Annotated in this window: 15 protein-coding genes; 5 read left to right on the top strand and 10 right to left on the bottom strand. The window is 61.9% G+C overall.

Going from position 1 to position 17,099, the window contains the following annotated elements:
• Positions 1 to 17 precede the first annotated feature (17 nt).
• The 6 genes from sufC to PLJ71_06780 form a co-directional block, all read right to left on the bottom strand.
• Entirely contained in the window at positions 18 to 785 is a 768-nt protein-coding gene (sufC, locus tag PLJ71_06805) for a Fe-S cluster assembly ATPase SufC (protein ID HQM48380.1), read from the bottom strand.
• A complete protein-coding gene (gene sufB, locus PLJ71_06800) occupies positions 786 to 2,291 on the bottom strand; it encodes a Fe-S cluster assembly protein SufB (GenBank protein ID HQM48379.1) in 1,506 nt (501 codons plus the stop codon).
• Positions 2,292 to 2,549: 258 nt separating this feature from the next.
• Complete coding sequence (gene larA, locus PLJ71_06795; protein ID HQM48378.1) at positions 2,550 to 3,830, bottom strand: nickel-dependent lactate racemase; 1,281 nt, start codon at positions 3,828 to 3,830, stop codon at positions 2,550 to 2,552.
• 3 nt (positions 3,831 to 3,833) lie between these two features.
• A complete protein-coding gene (locus PLJ71_06790) occupies positions 3,834 to 5,666 on the bottom strand; it encodes a hypothetical protein (protein HQM48377.1) in 1,833 nt (610 codons plus the stop codon).
• Positions 5,667 to 5,797: 131 nt separating this feature from the next.
• Complete coding sequence (gene ahcY / locus PLJ71_06785; GenBank protein HQM48376.1) at positions 5,798 to 7,240, bottom strand: adenosylhomocysteinase; 1,443 nt, start codon at positions 7,238 to 7,240, stop codon at positions 5,798 to 5,800.
• A gap of 145 nt (positions 7,241 to 7,385) precedes the next feature.
• Positions 7,386 to 8,138, bottom strand: coding sequence for a helix-turn-helix domain-containing protein (locus PLJ71_06780; GenBank protein HQM48375.1), 753 nt, complete (start codon positions 8,136 to 8,138; stop codon positions 7,386 to 7,388).
• A 201-nt stretch (positions 8,139 to 8,339) separates the two neighbouring features.
• Here PLJ71_06780 and PLJ71_06775 point away from each other — a divergent pair, with 201 nt between their 5' ends.
• Positions 8,340 to 9,821 (top strand): alkaline phosphatase D family protein, encoded by a 1,482-nt coding sequence (locus tag PLJ71_06775; GenBank protein HQM48374.1) that lies wholly within the window; start codon positions 8,340 to 8,342, stop codon positions 9,819 to 9,821.
• A gap of 19 nt (positions 9,822 to 9,840) precedes the next feature.
• On the opposite strand, the gene PLJ71_06770 is transcribed toward PLJ71_06775, so the two are convergent.
• Both PLJ71_06770 and PLJ71_06765 read right to left on the bottom strand, forming a co-directional pair.
• Positions 9,841 to 10,617, bottom strand: a complete 777-nt coding sequence (locus tag PLJ71_06770; GenBank protein HQM48373.1) for a PspC domain-containing protein — start codon at positions 10,615 to 10,617, stop codon at positions 9,841 to 9,843.
• Between the two features lie 2 nt (positions 10,618 to 10,619).
• On the bottom strand, positions 10,620 to 10,988 hold the full coding sequence (locus tag PLJ71_06765) for a DUF2089 family protein (protein ID HQM48372.1): 369 nt from the start codon (positions 10,986 to 10,988) through the stop codon (positions 10,620 to 10,622).
• 322 nt (positions 10,989 to 11,310) lie between these two features.
• Between PLJ71_06765 and hypF the strand changes: the two genes are divergently transcribed.
• From hypF to hypE, 4 genes are all read left to right on the top strand, one after another.
• Positions 11,311 to 13,629, top strand: coding sequence for a carbamoyltransferase HypF (gene hypF / locus PLJ71_06760; GenBank protein HQM48371.1), 2,319 nt, complete (start codon positions 11,311 to 11,313; stop codon positions 13,627 to 13,629).
• Entirely contained in the window at positions 13,598 to 13,834 is a 237-nt protein-coding gene (locus tag PLJ71_06755) for a HypC/HybG/HupF family hydrogenase formation chaperone (protein HQM48370.1), read from the top strand. Before hypF ends, PLJ71_06755 begins: the two co-directional genes overlap by 32 nt.
• Positions 13,821 to 14,879, top strand: coding sequence for a hydrogenase formation protein HypD (gene hypD / locus PLJ71_06750; protein ID HQM48369.1), 1,059 nt, complete (start codon positions 13,821 to 13,823; stop codon positions 14,877 to 14,879). The genes PLJ71_06755 and hypD overlap by 14 nt, the downstream gene beginning before the upstream one ends.
• 66 nt (positions 14,880 to 14,945) lie before the next feature.
• The gene (gene hypE, locus PLJ71_06745) at positions 14,946 to 15,947 is read left to right on the top strand and encodes a hydrogenase expression/formation protein HypE (protein HQM48368.1); all 1,002 of its coding nucleotides are present in this window, start codon (positions 14,946 to 14,948) and stop codon (positions 15,945 to 15,947) included.
• Between the two features lie 191 nt (positions 15,948 to 16,138).
• Here the strand turns inward: hypE and hypB are convergent, their stop codons facing one another.
• Together hypB and PLJ71_06735 are read right to left on the bottom strand one after the other, a co-directional pair.
• Positions 16,139 to 16,792 (bottom strand): hydrogenase nickel incorporation protein HypB, encoded by a 654-nt coding sequence (hypB, locus tag PLJ71_06740; protein HQM48367.1) that lies wholly within the window; start codon positions 16,790 to 16,792, stop codon positions 16,139 to 16,141.
• Positions 16,776 to 17,096 carry a hydrogenase maturation nickel metallochaperone HypA gene (locus PLJ71_06735; protein ID HQM48366.1) on the bottom strand — a complete coding sequence of 107 codons (321 nt, stop codon included), beginning with the start codon at positions 17,094 to 17,096 and terminating at the stop codon, positions 16,776 to 16,778. The genes hypB and PLJ71_06735 overlap by 17 nt, the downstream gene beginning before the upstream one ends.
• Positions 17,097 to 17,099 lie beyond the last annotated feature (3 nt).

Here is a 17,099-nt window from a genome sequence, read left to right as displayed (position 1 = left end):
CAGTCGCAAAGCCTCGTCTAACCCGCGGTACGGGCGGCAGCCAACTCCTCACGCACCCACTCGTAGCCCTTTTCTTCGAGTTCAAGCGCCAGTTCTTTACCGTCCGAGCGAACAATTCTCCCTTGATACATCACGTGAACGAAATCGGGAACGATGTAGTCCAGAAGCCGCTGGTAGTGCGTCACGACGATCATCGACCGTTCGGGGCCTCGCATTTTGTTGACCCCGTCCGCGACGATCCGCAGCGCATCGATGTCCAGGCCGGAATCCGTCTCGTCCAGGATAGCGAGTTTGGGTTCGAGGACCGCCATCTGGAGGATCTCGTTTCGTTTCTTCTCGCCGCCTGAGAACCCGTCATTTACGGGCCGCTCCGCGAACGCCGGCTCGATCGCCACCAGCTCCATTCTCTCGTGGAGCAGATGGCGGAAGTCCATGGCGTCGAGTTCTTCCTGGCCGTGGCTCTTGCGGATCTCGTTGAGCGCGGCATGAAGGAAATACGCGTTCGTGACGCCGGGGATATCGACCGGGTACTGAAACGCGAGGAACAATCCCAAACGCGCACGCTCTTCCGTGGGCAGCTCGAGCAGGTTCTCTTTGAGGAACGTGACTTCCCCCTCGGTTACCTCGTACTGCTCGTGGCCGGCCAACACCTGCGCCAGCGTGCTTTTGCCCGAGCCGTTCGGGCCCATGATTGCGTGCACTTCGCCCGCGTTCACTTTCAGGTCGACACCCTTGAGGATTTGGATGTCTTCGACCTTCGCATGCAGATTACTGATTTCGAGCATTTACCCTACACTCCCTTCGAGGCTCACGCTCAGCAGCTTTGTGGCCTCAACCGCGAACTCCATCGGAAGATGGTCGAACACTTCTTTGCAGAACCCGTTAATAACCATCGATATGGCGTCTTCCGGACCAATGCCCCGCTGCTTACAGTAGAACAACTGGTCCTCGCTGATTTTGGACGTCGAAGCTTCGTGCTCGACGCTTGCCGATTTGTTGCGCACTTCAATATGCGGAAACGTGTGCGCGCCGCACTGGTCACCAATCAGGAGCGAATCGCATTGCGTGTAATTGCGCGCGTTCTCGGCCTTCGGCATGACCTTGACCATGCCGCGATAGCTGTTGTTGCCGTGCGCGGCCGAGATGGTCTTCGAAATGACCGTGCTGCTCGTGTTCCTGCCCAGATGGATCATTTTCGTGCCCGTATCCGCCTGCTGGTAGTTCGTGCTCAGCGCGACCGAATAGAACTCGCCCACCGAGTTGTCGCCCATCAAGATGCAGCTCGGATACTTCCAGGTAATGGCCGAGCCCGTCTCGACCTGGGTCCATGAGATGCGGGAGTTTCTGCCGAGGCATTTCCCCCGCTTGGTCACGAAGTTGAAGATGCCGCCGCGGCCCTGTTCGTCGCCGCTGAACCAGTTCTGCACGGTCGAGTAGTTGATGGTGGCGTTGTCGAGAGCCACCAGTTCGACGACTGCCGCATGGAGCTGGTTCTCGTCGCGCATCGGGGCGGTGCAGCCTTCGAGGTAGTTCACGAACGCCCCCTCCTCGGCCACGATAAGGGTGCGCTCGAACTGGCCGGTATCCGCCGCGTTGATGCGGAAGTAGGTGGACAGGTCCATCGGGCAACGCACGCCTTTTGGAATGTAGCAGAACGACCCGTCGCTGAAGACGGCCGAATTCAGCGTCGCGAAGAAGTTGTCGGTGTAAGGCACCACGCTGCCCAGATACGTGCGCACCAGCTCGGGATGGCGCTTCACGGCCTCCGAAAACGAGCAGAAGATGATGCCCTTCTTCGCTAGAATCTCCTGGTGCGTCGTGGCCACGGATACGCTGTCGAACACAGCGTCAACGGCCACGCCGACCAGGCGCTTCTGCTCTTCCAGCGGGATACCCAGCTTCTCAAAGGTATTGAGCAACTCGCGGTCGACCTCGTCGAGGCTGCTCAACTGTTTCGATTTGCGCTTGGGCGCGGCGTAATACCGCTGGCCCTGATAATCGATCTCGGGATAGCTGACATTGGCCCACCGGGGCTCCGTCATCGTTTTCCAGTGGCGGAACGCCTTCAGGCGCCATTCCAGCAGCCACTCCGGCTCCTCCTTCTTCGCCGAGATCAGACGAATGACGTCCTCGTTGAGGCCTAAAGGCGCGGTCTCCATCTCGATGTTGGTCACCCAGCCGTGCTCGTAGGTCCGGTTGGCCAATTCCGCGACCTCCCGATTGCTCCGCTCGATACGGCTGCCGGCATATTCCGGAGATTTCGCGGTCTTCTCAGTCGTTTCAGATATCATATTTCCATCCATCTCTGGCGGCTCTTCTGCATGTCTCATAAGGCTTATCCCGAGGGTCCGGCAGTTGTTTCGTCCCCGCTCGTATACCTTGAAGCAAACATGCCTGCTCTGGGCGATATTCCTGGTGCAGGGAGGGTTACGAAGGGGGTAACCGACCGGCTTCGCCTTTGTTAGAGACAACACGCGGAACGGCTCAGTTCATCCGGGACAGCGAGGCAACTTCACGTCCGGAGTCGTTTTTTCGCTGGGGTCTCGAGCTCACGCCTCCACGAAGGGTATCGTGATGGGGCCATGGGGCAGTACGGCTACATCCACGCCGTTCCCAAGCGCCGCAAGCTCGGCATCGACGCACGCTTGAAGATTCGACAAAGGCAACAGCATGCATCGTTCAGCGTCCCGGGCCGGCAATGACGAATAGATGGACACACAACACCGCTGCAGAATGTCCGCCAGCACCTGAGCCTGCCACTGGTCGAGAATGGGCGCCGGTTGTGCCTTGAGCCATGCTAAAAGCGCTTGCGGCGTCTTTGTCTGGGCCATGAGCCGCGCGAAATTGCCATGGTCTGGAACCCCGTCGGCGCACTCGCTCGCGACGACGATACGGCCTCCCTCCGAACACACGCGGGCCGCCGCCGAGATGCCCTTCACCGTCTGGTACAGGTTCTGGTCGAGCGGAAACCCGCTGTTCGAGGTGATCACGAGGGGGCACAGGGCTGGCGCGGCGGCCATGGCGTCTGCCGCGGCCCGTCCACATCCCGCCCGGTGCGCTTCAAGGTAATCTCCGCAGAATATGCCGGTGATCTCTTTTTCAGCATTCAGCGTTACGTTGACCAGGAAATCTGGCGGGCAACACGCCGCCGCTTCGCGAATTGCCGCGTGCATCGGGTTTTCCTCGAGGACGCCCCAGGTGCTTCGAGGGTCCGCCACCAGGCCGTAGCTGTGCAATCCCAGGATCGTCTCGATGGAGGCCAGGCCCGGCGCGACCGCTTTCGGCCCACCCGAAAATCCCGCGAAGAAGTGAGGCTCGATGAATCCGGCTGCGACGCGTTTGTCGGCCTCGGCATACAGGCGGTTCAGTGAGACCGGATGCCCTGCCGCGGACTCGCCCACGCGGATATTGCCCGCCGGGTCATAGGCATCGTGATTGACGACGCGAACCCGGCGCAGGACCTCCGCTCCCAGCATGTTCTCCAGTTCTTCCGGGGTGTTGGGGCGGTGGCTGCCCGTGCCTATGACCAGCGTGACATTCTCCGGCGCAACGGGCAGGCGGTCGAGCAGCCAGGGCAACAGCAGGCGATTGGGTACCGGACGCGTTCCGTCAGAGGTAGTGATCACGACGCGGTCGTTTGGCCGGATAATTTCGGAGAGTGGGGGGGACCCGATAGGTTTCGCGCACCCCGCCTGGAAGTGCTCCTTCGGATTGCGAAGCGCGGGCACATGACGGGGCACGACGATATGCCAACGGGCGCGCGCGGGGTCAATGCGCAGCGGGATGGACCCTTTGCCATAAGCGATGCGGACGACGTCGTCGGAATGCATGGGTCACTCCGGAATTGTCCGGCTCGTTTTGAGCACGGCCAGCGTCAATCCTATCAGGTCGCCGCCGGGGATGTGAACGGAGCCGCCCACCTCCGGCAGGTGGAACTCGGCGAATGCCGCGCGGTCCCATATTCGCCACTGCATTCCCTGTTCCAGAGGCTTCTCGAAGCGGAACTCCGTTTCGAGCGGATTTCCATTGGGGGAGACTGACAACACCGTAATCGCCGCAATTGGCAGCCGCACGGCTTCGCCTGGTGCAAACGGGTGCGTGTCCACATCGCGAAACAGCATCGACCACGGCCGTTCGAGTAGCCCCCCGGGGGTGGTGACGATCATGGTGTGGCTGTCGGCGCGGAAGATGTCCGCATCACCCATGCCACCCCGCAAGAGCAGCACGCTTCGCGGCACTCGCGACGCCTGGGAAGACCTCTGAGTCGGAATGCTCGTCGCGAACGCGTCCATTGGCGCCGAGACGATCACCATATCGGTCCCGTCCAACTCGGGCGTCTCGGGAAGGCTTTCGTCCAGCCGCGTCATATACGCCGAGGAAAAGCCTATTGCGGCCGCGGTACTCGAGAGCATTAGTGAAGCGGCCAGCGTGTTCAGCACGAAAAGCCCGCCAGCGGCATACCGGCGGAGCCGGTCTTTGCCGGAATGAAACTCGACAGGTTCGCTGCCGCGGCGCCTCAGCCCCAGCACGATGGCATGTGCCAGCAGGGCCATCGCCCCAACGCCGGGCAGGAGCATCAGCCGGTTCTGGGGCCACGTGGCGCACGCGGGGGCCATTGCCATCAGCGTGCCCGCCAGCCAGAAGCGGAGCTGCGGTTCACGCTCTAACCCCGGCCACATGAGCCATAGCACTACCCCTATCACGCAGCACGCCCAAGCCAACAGCACGGCCCGCCCCGGCGCGCTCAGCACCAGCCACACCGCCGGATCCGGAAACGCGAACTGGCCTGACAGCATCAGCGGAACGTGGGTTACGACGTTGCGAAAATAGGCCAGGGGCTGTTCGAAGGGCTCGAGGTACAGTGAGGACGCCGCCACCCCGTAGCCAAGCCGCACATACAGCACGCGCCATGCTGCGCCGACGCACGCGTACGGCAACAGGCTGGCCGCACTCCGCCACCGCGGCCCGCGCTCTATGAAGACGGCGTAGGCCACCAGAAAACCTCCGGCGCCGGCCGCCGCTTCCCCACACAACAGCGCCGCCGCAAACAGCACCGGAGCAATCATCCCGGCCAGCCGTCTTTTCTCCCGCCGCCAGGCATCATGGGCTATCAGACTCAGCACCCCGAACAATCCAGAAAGCAACGCGTTGCGCCCCGCAATCCATGCGACTGGAAGCGCGTGGGCGTCGTCCACCGCATACAACATCGCAGCCAGGGCCGCCACCCACGCCGGCATATCGAAGCGCCGGTACAGCAGCACAACCGCAGCCACAAGGGCCCCATACCAGGCGATATTGTGCAGATGCATAAGCCACGCGTGCTCCCCCAGAAGTGCGTTGTCGAACCAATGGGTGAGCGCGGTCAGGGGACGCCAAAACGCGATCTGCATGTCCTCCGGCGTCCACCACGCGATCAATCCCCGCTCTTTTCGGGCAGTTTTGTCGCAGCTGTCCGTGCCGGTGAAATTGAAAGCGTCCAAGGGACTCCGCGCAAGCTCGGGCGCACCGGGCGCGCCTCGCGCAAGCATGCGGAAATAGTTGTCATCGGCGACCGTGCCGCCAGACAAAGACGGAAGCGGCAACGCGACGGCCAATAGCAGGATGGGCCACCACAAGCGCCGGCGGGCAATCGAGCGGCCGAGCTTCTCGATCAAGGGCATCTTCATAAGTGACCACGATAGCGATACCCGCCGCGCCGGGCAAGCCTCAACGCGAGAACGCGACCCGCCGGCCCTATGCCAGGCATACGTCCAATAGGTCTCGAAGCCCTGCCGCCAGGACCGCTCCCGCGCGGGGTCTAATACCGGTAATGGTCGGGCTTGTACGGTCCTTCGACCGGCACGCCCAGATACTCGGCCTGCTCGGGGGTGAGCTTCTCGAGTTTCGCGCCCAGCTTGCCCAGATGCAGGCGCGCGACCTCTTCATCGAGGGTCTTCGGCAGCGTATATACTTTGCCTTTCTCGTACTTGGCCGTCTCGGTCGCAAACGCCACGATCGCCAGCGTCTGGTTCGAGAACGAGTTCGACATCACGAACGATGGGTGCCCGGTCGCGCAGCCGAGGTTCACAAGGCGTCCCCGCGCGAGCATGATGATCGACCTGCCGTCGGGGTAGACGAACTTGTCCACCTGCGGTTTGATGTTGATTTCCTTGATGTCCTTCCGATTCTCAAGATAGGCAATCTGGATTTCGGAGTCGAAATGGCCGATGTTGCAGCAGATGGCCTCGTCTTTCATCACGTCGAAATGCTCGCCGCGCACCACGTCGCAACACCCGGTGGTTGTCACGAAAATGTCGCCGATGGGCGCGGCCTCTTCCATCGTGGTGACCTGATATCCTTCCATGCACGCCTGCAACGCGCAGATCGGGTCGATCTCGGTGATCAGCACCCGCGCGCCGAGGCCCCGCATGGCGTGCGCGCACCCCTTGCCCACGTCGCCATAGCCCGCGACCACGACGATTTTGCCCGCCACCATGATGTCCGTGGCGCGCTTGATTCCGTCCGCGAGCGATTCGCGGCAACCATACAAGTTGTCGAACTTCGATTTGGTTACCGAATCGTTCACGTTCATGGCCCGGGTGAGCAGTTTGCCTTCCTTCATCATCTTGTACAGGCGGTGTACGCCCGTCGTGGTCTCCTCGGAGACGCCGAGCCAGTCCGCGACATACTCATGCCACTTGTTGGGCGTCTCGCCGTGAATCCTGTGGAGGAGCTTGTCGACGATGGTGACTTCCTTGTTCTGCCTGGAAATCGCGGGCAGCTTGCCGGTCTTCTTGAACGTCTCCTCGAGGTCGTAGCCCCGGTGAATCAGCAAGGTGGCGTCTCCGCCGTCATCCACGACAAGGTGCGGCCCCTTCCCGTCCGGCCACGTGAGCGCCTGCTCCGTGCACCACCAGTACTCCTCCAGGGTCTCGGCTTTCCACGCAAACACCGGCGTGCCGCGTTCAGCGATGGCCGCCGCGGCGTGGTCCTGGGTCGAGAAAATGTTGCAGCTCGCCCAGCGCACGTCGGCGCCCAGGGCCTGCAGCGTCTCGATCAAAACCGCCGTCTGGATGGTCATGTGGAGCGAGCCCGAAACGCGATATCCTCTCAGCGGCTGTTGCGGCGCGTGTTTCTCCCGGATCGCCATCAGACCCGGCATTTCCTTCTCGGCCATGTCGATTTCTTTACGGCCCCACTCCGCCAGGGAGATATCCGCGATTTTGTACGGACGCACCGCAGCATCTGTCACAGTTGCCATATGTCTTCAACTCCTCTTTCGGCGCGAACGGCCGTCAACATGCCGTCGTTACCGGCTGCTGTTATGCCAACACGCGCTCGCGTGTTCTCTTCCAGTCGATTTTTTGTGCAATGCCCATTCGTTTTTACATCTGAATTCGAGGACTCTAATCCCTCTTTCCTGACCCCTCTTCCCTCACCTCATAGACGCGCACTTTGCGATTGATACCCTTGAAACTCACCGTATGCGCCTTTCCGGCGGCGTACTTTCCCACCGCCTCTTCTAACACGGAGGCCGTGACCGCGATTCCGGTCTTTCCGTGGGCGTCGACCCATTCGTTTGTCAGAAAGGCCACGTTGACCGCCTCGCCCATGATGTCCGGCCGGACGTAATCCGGATGACCTACCGAGCCGAGATACACCGGCCCGGTGCTCAGGCTGATCTTCACATCCTCCGTAATCAGTCGCTTTGCCTCGAGGGCCGCCATCAGGCCCCTGACCCGGTGCTGCGTTCCCGAGAAGAAACACAAGTACTGGTCGCCCAAATATTTGAGCGGCACGCCCTCATGCCGCAGCGTGATTTCCGTCAGCTGATAGAAAATTCCATTCGCCCACAGTGCGAAATCCCGCGGCGCGATACTCAAGGATTTTTTGTAGGCGCCCCGCACGCTCGATACCAGCACAGTTGCCTCGAACTCGTCCGTTCCCGGTTCATGCACCGACAACAGCCAGTCCGTTGACACGCCCAGGATGCGCGACAGCGGCGCCAGCACCGCGATATCCGGCGCATTCTCGCCCCGTTCCCACTTCGAAACCGCCTGTGGGCTCACGTTCAGCGCGTTTGCGATGTCCTGCTGTTTCAGGCCGAGCTTCTCGCGCTGCGACCGGATCTTCCGGGCCAAATCATCCAGAAACATCATTGAGTCCTCACGCGTAACGTCCTATAGCCTACCCAATTCCCGCAACGGACGGCAATGACGCTCCGGTTGACCACGGTCGCCTCCCTGTTGTCTGTCTGCTCTGTCTGCGAACTTTTGCGGCGGCCGCGGTCTTGCGGTAGACTGGCCCCGAACCAATCATGGGGGCTACGGAAGCGTGAATCCTAATCTGAGGGAGAACCGATGAGAACGGCAACGTGCCTGTCTCTGGCCGCATTCGCGATGGTGGCCCACTTCGCCGAAGCCCAAGTCCTGGTGGGCACATCAGAAGGCGACCTCGAATCCAACCTTTCGATACTCAATCTGTTTGGAGAACAGCCGGAAACGAGCCAGCGCCTTTACGCGGCCGCCTATATGACCCTCGCCGCAGACCCTCACGCGACGTTTACGGGTATTTCAGACAACCCGGACGTTCAACGCATCTTGAACGACAACGGCGTCACCCGTTTGGGAGGACCCATGCTCGGAGCGGTCACGCCGGACGGCGCGCGGGTCTGGCTGCGCACCCTCAAGCCGGCAAGCGTCGAAGTCCGTCTAACGATCGACGGCCAGGAACGCGCGTTCGGACCCGTTCATAGTTCGGCCGAATCGGACCTGGCCGCCGTTGTGCCCATCACGAATCTCACGCCCGCCACGCGCTATCCCTACCGCGTCCTGGTCGACGGCGCGCCAATCGCCATTCCCGAACACGCGGCGCTCGTTACCGCCCCCGCGCCTACCGAGGCCGGGACCGTTCGAATCGCCTTTGGGAGCTGCTTTCACCGGTGGGGCATCGGCAACGCGGCGCAAGCCGAGCGTATCCGCAGCCGCAATCCCGTGGCCATGCTATTGATCGGCGACATCGCCGTGCAGGACAGAAACAACCATCTCGGCCTGCACCGCGCCGACTATCTCATGCGCGACCTCCAACCCGCGTGGCAGGGTCTCGCCGCCTCGGTCCCCGTCTATGCCGCCTGGGATGACCACGACTATTTCGACAACGACAAGGCCGGCATCCCCGAGGGGTACACGGAGGAAGACCGGCAGGGCGTCCGCCGGGTTTTCATGCAAGCATGGAACAACCCCTCCTACGGATTTGGCGATGCGCGGGGCGGCGTTTTTTTGCGCACACGGTTCAGCCCTTGCGACGTCATCATGCTCGACAGCCGGTACTTCCGTGAGAACAGGGAAGGCTCGTTCCTGGGCGAAGACCAGATGCAATGGGTGGAAGAACAGCTCCTTGATTGCAGGGGACCGTTCATCATCATCTCGTGCGGCACCATGTGGAGCGATTACGTCTCCGATGGCAAGGATTCCTGGGGACGCTGGGACCCCGAGGGGCGCGAACGCATCTTCTCCTTCATCGAGAAGAACCGGATCGGCGGCGTGCTCTTGATCTCCGGCGACCGCCACGGCGCGCGCGGGTTCCGCATTCCCCGGCCGTCAGGATTCTCGTTCTATGAATTCGAAGCCGCCAGCCTCGGTGGTCGAAAGGGCCCCGCCGTCACCGACCCCGAATGGACAACGCAGCTCTACGGGTTCGCCGAAAAATACGCGTTCGGCGAATTCACCATCGACGCCGGGCTGCCCGATCCCGAGGTGACGTTCCGATTGATCCAGGACGACGGCGCCGAACTCTACACCATCACGCTGAAACGCAGCCAGTTGACGCCATCCGGCAACTGAACCCGCTGAGCCAACGCGTTCACCCCATCCGGGCAGTCATACCTATGAGCGGATACATCGTCCCCGCAAACAGAAACAGGCACCAGCCTATCCCCAGCCAGACCACGCCCCGCGCGAACCATTTGCGCACACATTCCCGGCACATACAGTTATAGAGGGCCCCCAGCACAAAAACGAGCGTGGCCGCCAGCGCAATAACCACAAGCGAGATGACCGCATGGTCCACGGGCGTCCAGAAAACGCGCGAGACCCATCCCCGGTACTCTGACGCGCAATCCAGCGCCCTTCCCGCCCAAGTCATCTGACCGCTTGCCGACCAGATCGCGAAGCCCACATCCTCGTAGACAGCCTCGAGATACGGCAGCGCAAACGTCGCATACACCCACGGAAAAACGAAGAACAAACAGGCAACCGCGACCATGAACGCCTTGGGCCGGCCGCTTTCTCGAAACGCGCGCGCCTTCTCCGCATCGTCCCATGGCACGAACAAACAACCCAGAAGATACAACGGCAGTGCCAGCACGCCCAGCAACAGGATTGCCGCCAGGACGGTGATCGTTCGCACCACGGCCACGTCCACGCCGAAGTAATCCGCATAGCCAGCGCAGATCCCCCCAACCAAGCCGCCGTCCCATTTCTTGGTCAGTTTCCGGACCTTCGCGTCCGCCTGCATCTCCTTGGTCCCGCCCGAAGCGTCCACCACTCGCGACAGCCGAAGATAGTCCTCCTCGGTGATTGTCCCGTCATGAAGCATCCGGTCAAGCCTCTCCTGCGCCGACAAATCTCCCGATTCCATTATCACAGCCCCTCCATCGCTTCCGCCGCCGCCTTCGCCGTGATTTCGCCCCTTTCGAGCCGCTCCAGAATCGCACGCTTGGCTTCTTCATTGTCGTGCAGCTTCTGATACGACTCAATCACGCGGTCCAGGCGGTTTCGGATGGCCACATAACCCAAGCCGGACCTCTCTGCAAGCGCCTTGATGCTGAACCCGGCCAGAAGGTAGCTTTCCAGAAATGAAAGGTCTTCGCCCGACATCCGTAAGAACTGCGTCTGGCGGAACCGGCCCCGCACCTCCACCTCGCATCGGTCGCACGTCATCACCACCGGACGCATGGGTGTTCCGCAGTACGGGCACCCGGGTTTTTTATGTTCGTGTGTTGCGTCCATGATTCGGATCATATCATCAAATGCCCCCGATGTCAAATTTTATTTTGGTAATGGATAGCAAATCAAAATATTTTTGGGCTAGACAGGGTACCAAGAAGAGATTTATCGCACTATTATTATTTTTGTCTTTTAATGCCCCCTCGTTATCCCAAATACATTTACCAATCCAGCGCGACTCAAAACCATCTTAGTCAACTGAAACTGATTTACCCTCGTTTCCCAAGTTCATGTTTTCCCATCTGTGACATCTGTGGCCCGCCCTCCTCCGTTCATTGGCCCCATTCGCGGCGGCAAGGGCAAATCCCGTACAATCGGCCTTTCCATGAGCACACGCATTCACATAACCGTCTCCGGCGCGGTCCAAGGCGTAGGGTTCCGTCCCTTCGTCTACGGCCTTGCCACGCGCGCCGGGCTCGCGGGATTCGTTCTCAACGAGCCGCGCGGCGTGACCATCGAACTCGAGGGCCCGCGCGAGGCCATCGGCGTGTTCCTGGCTGAACTCGAATCTTCGCCGCCGCCACTGGCCCGTATCGAACGCATCGAGACCCGCGAAACCGCACCGCTTGGGGAATCTGGCTTCCGCATCCGCGAGAGCGCAGCGTACGGCGAGCGCAGCGTCCTCGTGCCGCCGGATCTGGCGACATGCAGCGACTGCCTGCGCGAAATGGCCGACCCCTCAGACCGCCGGTATCGCTATCCGTTCATCAACTGCACCAACTGCGGCCCGCGCTACACCATCATCCAGGATTTGCCCTACGACCGCGCCAAGACCACCATGGCGGATTTCGTAATGTGCTCCGCGTGCCGAGCCGAGTACGAGGACCCCGCGAACCGCAGGTTTCACGCCGAGCCCACGTGCTGCCCGGTCTGCGGACCGCGCGTTTGGCTGGCGGACCGCGCGGGCGGTGAAGTCCCGTGCGGCGCCCCCATCGGGGAGGCAATCAGATGTCTATCCGCGGGCGCGATCGTTGCGATCAAGGGCCTGGGCGGGTTTCATCTCGCTTGCGATGCGGCCAATACGGAAGCGGTCGCCCTGTTACGCGCCCGCAAACATCGAGACCTCAAACCGTTCGCGATCATGGTGCGTGATGCAGCCGCCGCCGAAGCCATCTGCCGCTTCGCTTGCGACGCCGAACGCCGGCTCCTTGAGTCCGCCGAGCGGCCCATTGTGCTGCTCGACAAACTGCCCGCGCATGCCTTGGCGGAAGGCGTTGCTCCGCGCAGCCCATCCTTTGGCGTCATGCTGCCCTACACGCCGCTGCATCACCTCTTGATGGAAGGGCCGTTCCGCGCACTGGTCATGACCAGCGGGAACCTTTCCGACGAACCCATCGCGCATACCAACGAGGACGCGTTCCACCGCCTGGCCGAACTCGCCGACTGGTTCTTGCTCCACAACCGCCGCATTCACATTCGCACCGACGACTCGGTCGTGCGCGTCATCGCCGGACAACTCCGCTTCCTGCGCCGTTCGCGGGGTTACGCGCCGTTCCCAGTCAAGCTGCCTTTCGATACCACCGGCAACGAAATTCTCGCGGCCGGACCCGAACTCAACAATACGGTCTGTGTCACCCGGGGCGAATACGCTTTCCTCAGCCACCATATCGGCGACCTCACCAACCTCGCCGCGTACGAAGCGTTCCTGCAGGGCGTCGAGCATCTGCAAAACGTACTCGAGGTCTATCCGGCTACCATCGCATTCGACCCGCATCCAGGCTATCTCTCCACCAAGTACGCCCGCGAACAGACGGCGAAAGGGGTTCCCGTTCAGCATCACCACGCCCATGCGGTCTCGGCCCTGGTCGAAGCGAACCATCCGGGACCCGCCATCGCGGTCTCGTTTGACGGCCTCGGTTGGGGCGCGGACGACCTGCTCTGGGGCGGCGAATTCCTTGTGGTCCACGATTACGCCCGCTCTGACCGCGTGGCGCACCTTGAATCCGTGCCGCAACCGGGTGGAGACGCCGCCGCGAAGGAAACCACGCGCATGGCTTTCGCGTATCTCCATGCGGCCTTTGGCGCCGATGCCGTCCGCCTGTGCCAGGAATGGTTCCCCGACCAAGCCGATCGGTTTCCATTGCTGGCCCGGATGATTGCGCGGCGCGTCAATTGTCCGCACACGACGAGCATGGGACGCCTCTTCGATGCCGCCGCCGCCTTGTTGGGCATCTGCCGTTACAACACGTTTCACTCGCAGGCGCCCATGGAACTCGAAGCGCAGGCGCATCTCGCAGCCAGCGAACAGCAAGCGTATGACGCAGGCATGGTTTCCAGCGGGGACGGGGCGCTGGTCGTCAAGAGCACCGATGTGATCCGGGCCTTGGTCAACGACATACGGCGGAACGTGTCCGCGCCGGTGTGCGCGGCCCGTTTCCATAACGCCGTCGCTCATGCTACACTGTGTGTCTGCGAACACATCCGGAAACGGTCCGGGTTGTCGACCGTCGCGCTGTCGGGAGGCGTCTTCGCAAACAAGTTCTTGACCGAACGCCTCGTTTCCCTGCTCGAAAACAAGGGATTCAACGCCTTGCTGAATGCGGCGGTACCGCCCGGTGACGGCGGCGTAAGCCTGGGACAGGCCGCTGCCGCCGCATGGAGCTGCAAAAAACATGTGCCTGGCGATTCCAGCGCAAATTACTGAGATCGAGGGCGCGCGTGGCAAGGTCGCGCTCGCGGGCAACGTGCGCGAGGCCGATTTCAGCCTCATCGACGAGCCCGCGGTCGGCGATTGGGTACTCGTGCACGCGGGTTTTGCTATCGAGAAGCTCGAACCCGAGGACGCACGGGAAACGCTGGCGCTCTTCTCCGAGATGCAGGAAGGAATAGGGGATTTTGGCGCGCCCTGAACCATTCGTGGACCGTGTCCGAAGGGCCGCCGAAGCCATCGGGCGGCATGTCCGCGTCATGGAAGTCTGCGGCACGCATACCCACGCCATCGGCAAAGGCGGTCTGCGCTCGCTCCTGCCGCAGTCCGTCGAACTGGTGTCGGGACCGGGCTGCCCCGTATGCGTGACGTCCCAGCGCGACATCGAACGCATCCTGTTGCTTGCCCGCCAGCCGGGCGTTGTTCTCTGCTCGTTTGGCGACATGATCCGCGTGCCTGGTCTCGAAACGTCGCTCGTCGAGGAACGGTCCCAAGGCGCCGACGTGCGTATCGTCTATTCGCCGCTGGACGCCCTGGACCTCGCGGTCCGCGAACCCGGACGCGAGGTCGTGTTCGCGGCTGTGGGTTTCGAGACCACCGCGCCCGGCGTTGCGTCGGTCGTTCTCCAGGCCCGCGAACGGGGCATCTCGAACTTCTCCGTCTACGCGTCGCACAAACTTATCGTCCCGGCCATGAAAGCCGTGCTCGAGGGCGCATCACGCATCGAAGGATTCATTACCCCCGGCCACGTCTCAGTCATCATCGGCCCGGAAGCCTACGAGGAGGTCGCGCGGCAATACCGGGCGCCGTGCGTCGCCACGGGCTTCGAACCCTCGGACGTGCTCGAAGGCATTGCCATGCTCCTGGAATGTATCGCCGAGAAGCGCATTAGCTCGTTTGTGCAGTACACGCGCGTCGTCAAGCCCGGCGGAAACAAGCGCGCGTGGGACATGCTCATGCGCGTGTTCAACGTGTCGGGTGCGGAGTGGCGCGGTCTCGGCGAGATTCCCGGAAGCGGGTTGGTTCTGAAGGAAGAATTCGCCTCCTTCGATGCCGCACATAAGCACGAATTGCCTGACATGGGACCCGTGCAGTTGCCAAAATGCCGGTGCGGGGACGTCCTCAAGGGGATCATCCACCCGCCCGAGTGCCCTTTCTTCGGCAACGAGTGCACCCCACGCAGCCCTCTTGGGCCGTGTATGGTTTCCTCGGAGGGTTCCTGCGCCGCCCGGTATAAGTATGGATAATGGGAGGGAGATTCCCCAGGGCCCCTTCCCAAGGAAAGCGATTCGGTCATCGAGTCGAGAAGGGTGATGAAGGATATTGATCGGATATTATTAGCCCATGGAGGCGGCGGGGCGCTGACCCGCGAGCTCATTGCCGAGGTGCTTCTCGCGTCTTTGGGCCGAAACGCGGACGGGTTGCCGGACGCCGCCGCCGTGCCGGGCGTCGAAGGTCTCGTATTCACCACGGACTCGTTCGTCGTCAAACCGTTGTTCTTCCGCGGTGGCGATATCGGGAGCCTTAGCGTCCACGGCACAGTTAATGATCTTGCGGTTTCGGGGGCCAAGCCGGTTGCCTTGTCGATGGGGCTCATCATCGAGGAAGGGTTCGCGATTGACACCCTCGCCCGGATCGTGCGTTCGGCTGCGACTGCGGCCGAGTTGTCGGAAGTCCAGATTGTTACGGGCGACACCAAAGTCGTTGCACGGGGCGAAGCCGACCAGCTCTTCATCAACACCGCTGGCGTGGGCATCCGGCAAACCACTTCAGACCCGAAAAGCCTTAAGCCGGGGGACGTTGTTCTCATCAACGGCCCCATCGCCGAGCACGGCATTGCGGTCATGAGCGAGCGCGAAGGGATCGCGTTCGATACCCGGGTCAGATCCGATGCCTCACCGGTCTGGCCGTTCGTCAAAGCTTTGATCGACGCCGGCGTCGAACCCCGTGTCATGCGCGATCCTACCCGGGGAGGCCTGGCCGCGTGCTGCGCCGAACTGGCCGGCGATTCGGACGTTACCATCGAGTTGGACGAGAACGCCATCCCCGTGCGCCCGGAAACACGCGCCGCGTGCGAAATGCTGGGCCTCGATCCGCTCACCGTCGCCAACGAGGGCAAACTCGTTCTTTTCGTCTCAGAAGGACAAGCAGATTTGGCGCTTGACAGCCTCCGGAAGACCGCCGGAGGCGAACGTTCGTCCGCTATTGGCCGTGTTGTGCCCCGCAAACGCGTGCCGTGCGTGATGCGCACGCGTTTCGGGGGCGAACGCATCCTCGAAATGCCCTATGGCGAGGAATTGCCCCGAATCTGTTAGCGTAGGGGATAGGCCCATCCATAACCCGTGCGAACACGGATTCCCGAGCAGGTGCAGGCTTCCCGTCCGCCTTATGTAGCGCCTGGCCTTGCGCCAGGCGGAATCGGCTCTCCCTCGCCCTGCTGAACACCAGCCGCCCAGGAAGCGTCCTTTGGGTCCTTCGGGAGCCTGTGGTCCTTTTCGCGCGCGGCCTATTTTCGCGCCGCAGCCCGCTCCTCGAGCCACTGCAAAAACCGGTCTATGCCTTCGCCCGTCGTCGCGGCGGTGCGGAACACCGGCATGTCCGGCACAATCTCCCGTACATCGCGTTCCATGCGGTCGACGTCGCACGTGATGTAGGGCAAGAGGTCGGTCTTGGTGATGACCATGGCTGACGACACCTTCATGGCTTTGGGATATTTCGCGGGCTTGTCGTCGCCTTCGGTGGTCGATACGATCGCCACTTTGATGTCCTCGCCGATCTCGAAACTGGCGGGGCACACCAAGTTGCCGACATTCTCAATGAACAGCAGGGTGACGCCGTCCAAAGGAAATTCCTTCAAGGCGTCGCGCACCATGGCGGCGTCGAGGTGGCATGCGCTGACCGTGTTGATCTGGTGCGCGCGCAATCCGGCCCGTTCAATGCGGCGTTTGTCATTGTCCGTGGCGAGATCCCCTTCGATGACGGCCGCGCGCCCCCTGATGCGGCTGGCCAGGGCCTCGAGCAGGCTGGTCTTGCCCGCTCCGGGAGACCCGATAAGGTTCACGACGAAGATGCCTCTCTTGCGGAACATTTCCCGCAATTCCAAGGCGATTTCGTAGCCTTTTGCCTGCACCTTTTGCTCGAGCTTAACCGTCTTGCTCATCCAGTTCGATCTCCTCGATAACGAGACCGGCGCCAAACAGGGGCCGTTCCGCGCCCGCCGGAGCGGCCACTTCCTCGATCTCGATTTCCGCGCCGGCCATGATCGTGTCTTGTGAAATACTCTCGAGGCAGAACCGCAGACTGGCGGGTTCCAGGGCGAGGTATTCATCGGCGCGCAGTTTTACGCGGGTCACGCGGACGCCGCCGAAACCGGCCGCTTCGCGTTGGACTGTCTCCAGAATCTGCTGTGCAAACGACAATTCGTGCATCAACACAGGATAGCGTAATGTCCCGCGCAGCGGCAAACC

It is taken from the genome of Candidatus Hydrogenedentota bacterium (assembly GCA_035416745.1).
Classification (GTDB): Bacteria; Hydrogenedentota; Hydrogenedentia; order Hydrogenedentales; family SLHB01; genus UBA2224.
This window is presented reverse-complemented; position numbering and strand designations above follow the sequence as displayed.

Excerpts from the sequence above, each read along its gene's own strand:
- sufC (HQM48380.1), bottom strand. The coding sequence starts at position 785 with ATGCTCGAAATCAGTAATCTGCATGCGAAGGTCGAAGACATCCAAATC.
- PLJ71_06770 (HQM48373.1), bottom strand. The coding sequence starts at position 10,617 with ATGGAATCGGGAGATTTGTCGGCGCAGGAGAGGCTTGACCGGATGCTT.
- ahcY (HQM48376.1), bottom strand. The coding sequence starts at position 7,240 with ATGGCAACTGTGACAGATGCTGCGGTGCGTCCGTACAAAATCGCGGAT.
- PLJ71_06790 (HQM48377.1), bottom strand. The coding sequence starts at position 5,666 with ATGAAGATGCCCTTGATCGAGAAGCTCGGCCGCTCGATTGCCCGCCGG.
- PLJ71_06775 (HQM48374.1), top strand. The coding sequence starts at position 8,340 with ATGAGAACGGCAACGTGCCTGTCTCTGGCCGCATTCGCGATGGTGGCC.
- larA (HQM48378.1), bottom strand. The coding sequence starts at position 3,830 with ATGCATTCCGACGACGTCGTCCGCATCGCTTATGGCAAAGGGTCCATC.
- PLJ71_06780 (HQM48375.1), bottom strand. The coding sequence starts at position 8,138 with ATGATGTTTCTGGATGATTTGGCCCGGAAGATCCGGTCGCAGCGCGAG.
- hypB (HQM48367.1), bottom strand. The coding sequence starts at position 16,792 with ATGAGCAAGACGGTTAAGCTCGAGCAAAAGGTGCAGGCAAAAGGCTAC.
- hypE (HQM48368.1), top strand. The coding sequence starts at position 14,946 with ATGAAGGATATTGATCGGATATTATTAGCCCATGGAGGCGGCGGGGCG.
- PLJ71_06755 (HQM48370.1), top strand. The coding sequence starts at position 13,598 with ATGTGCCTGGCGATTCCAGCGCAAATTACTGAGATCGAGGGCGCGCGT.
- PLJ71_06765 (HQM48372.1), bottom strand. The coding sequence starts at position 10,988 with ATGGACGCAACACACGAACATAAAAAACCCGGGTGCCCGTACTGCGGA.
- sufB (HQM48379.1), bottom strand. The coding sequence starts at position 2,291 with ATGATATCTGAAACGACTGAGAAGACCGCGAAATCTCCGGAATATGCC.
- hypF (HQM48371.1), top strand. The coding sequence starts at position 11,311 with ATGAGCACACGCATTCACATAACCGTCTCCGGCGCGGTCCAAGGCGTA.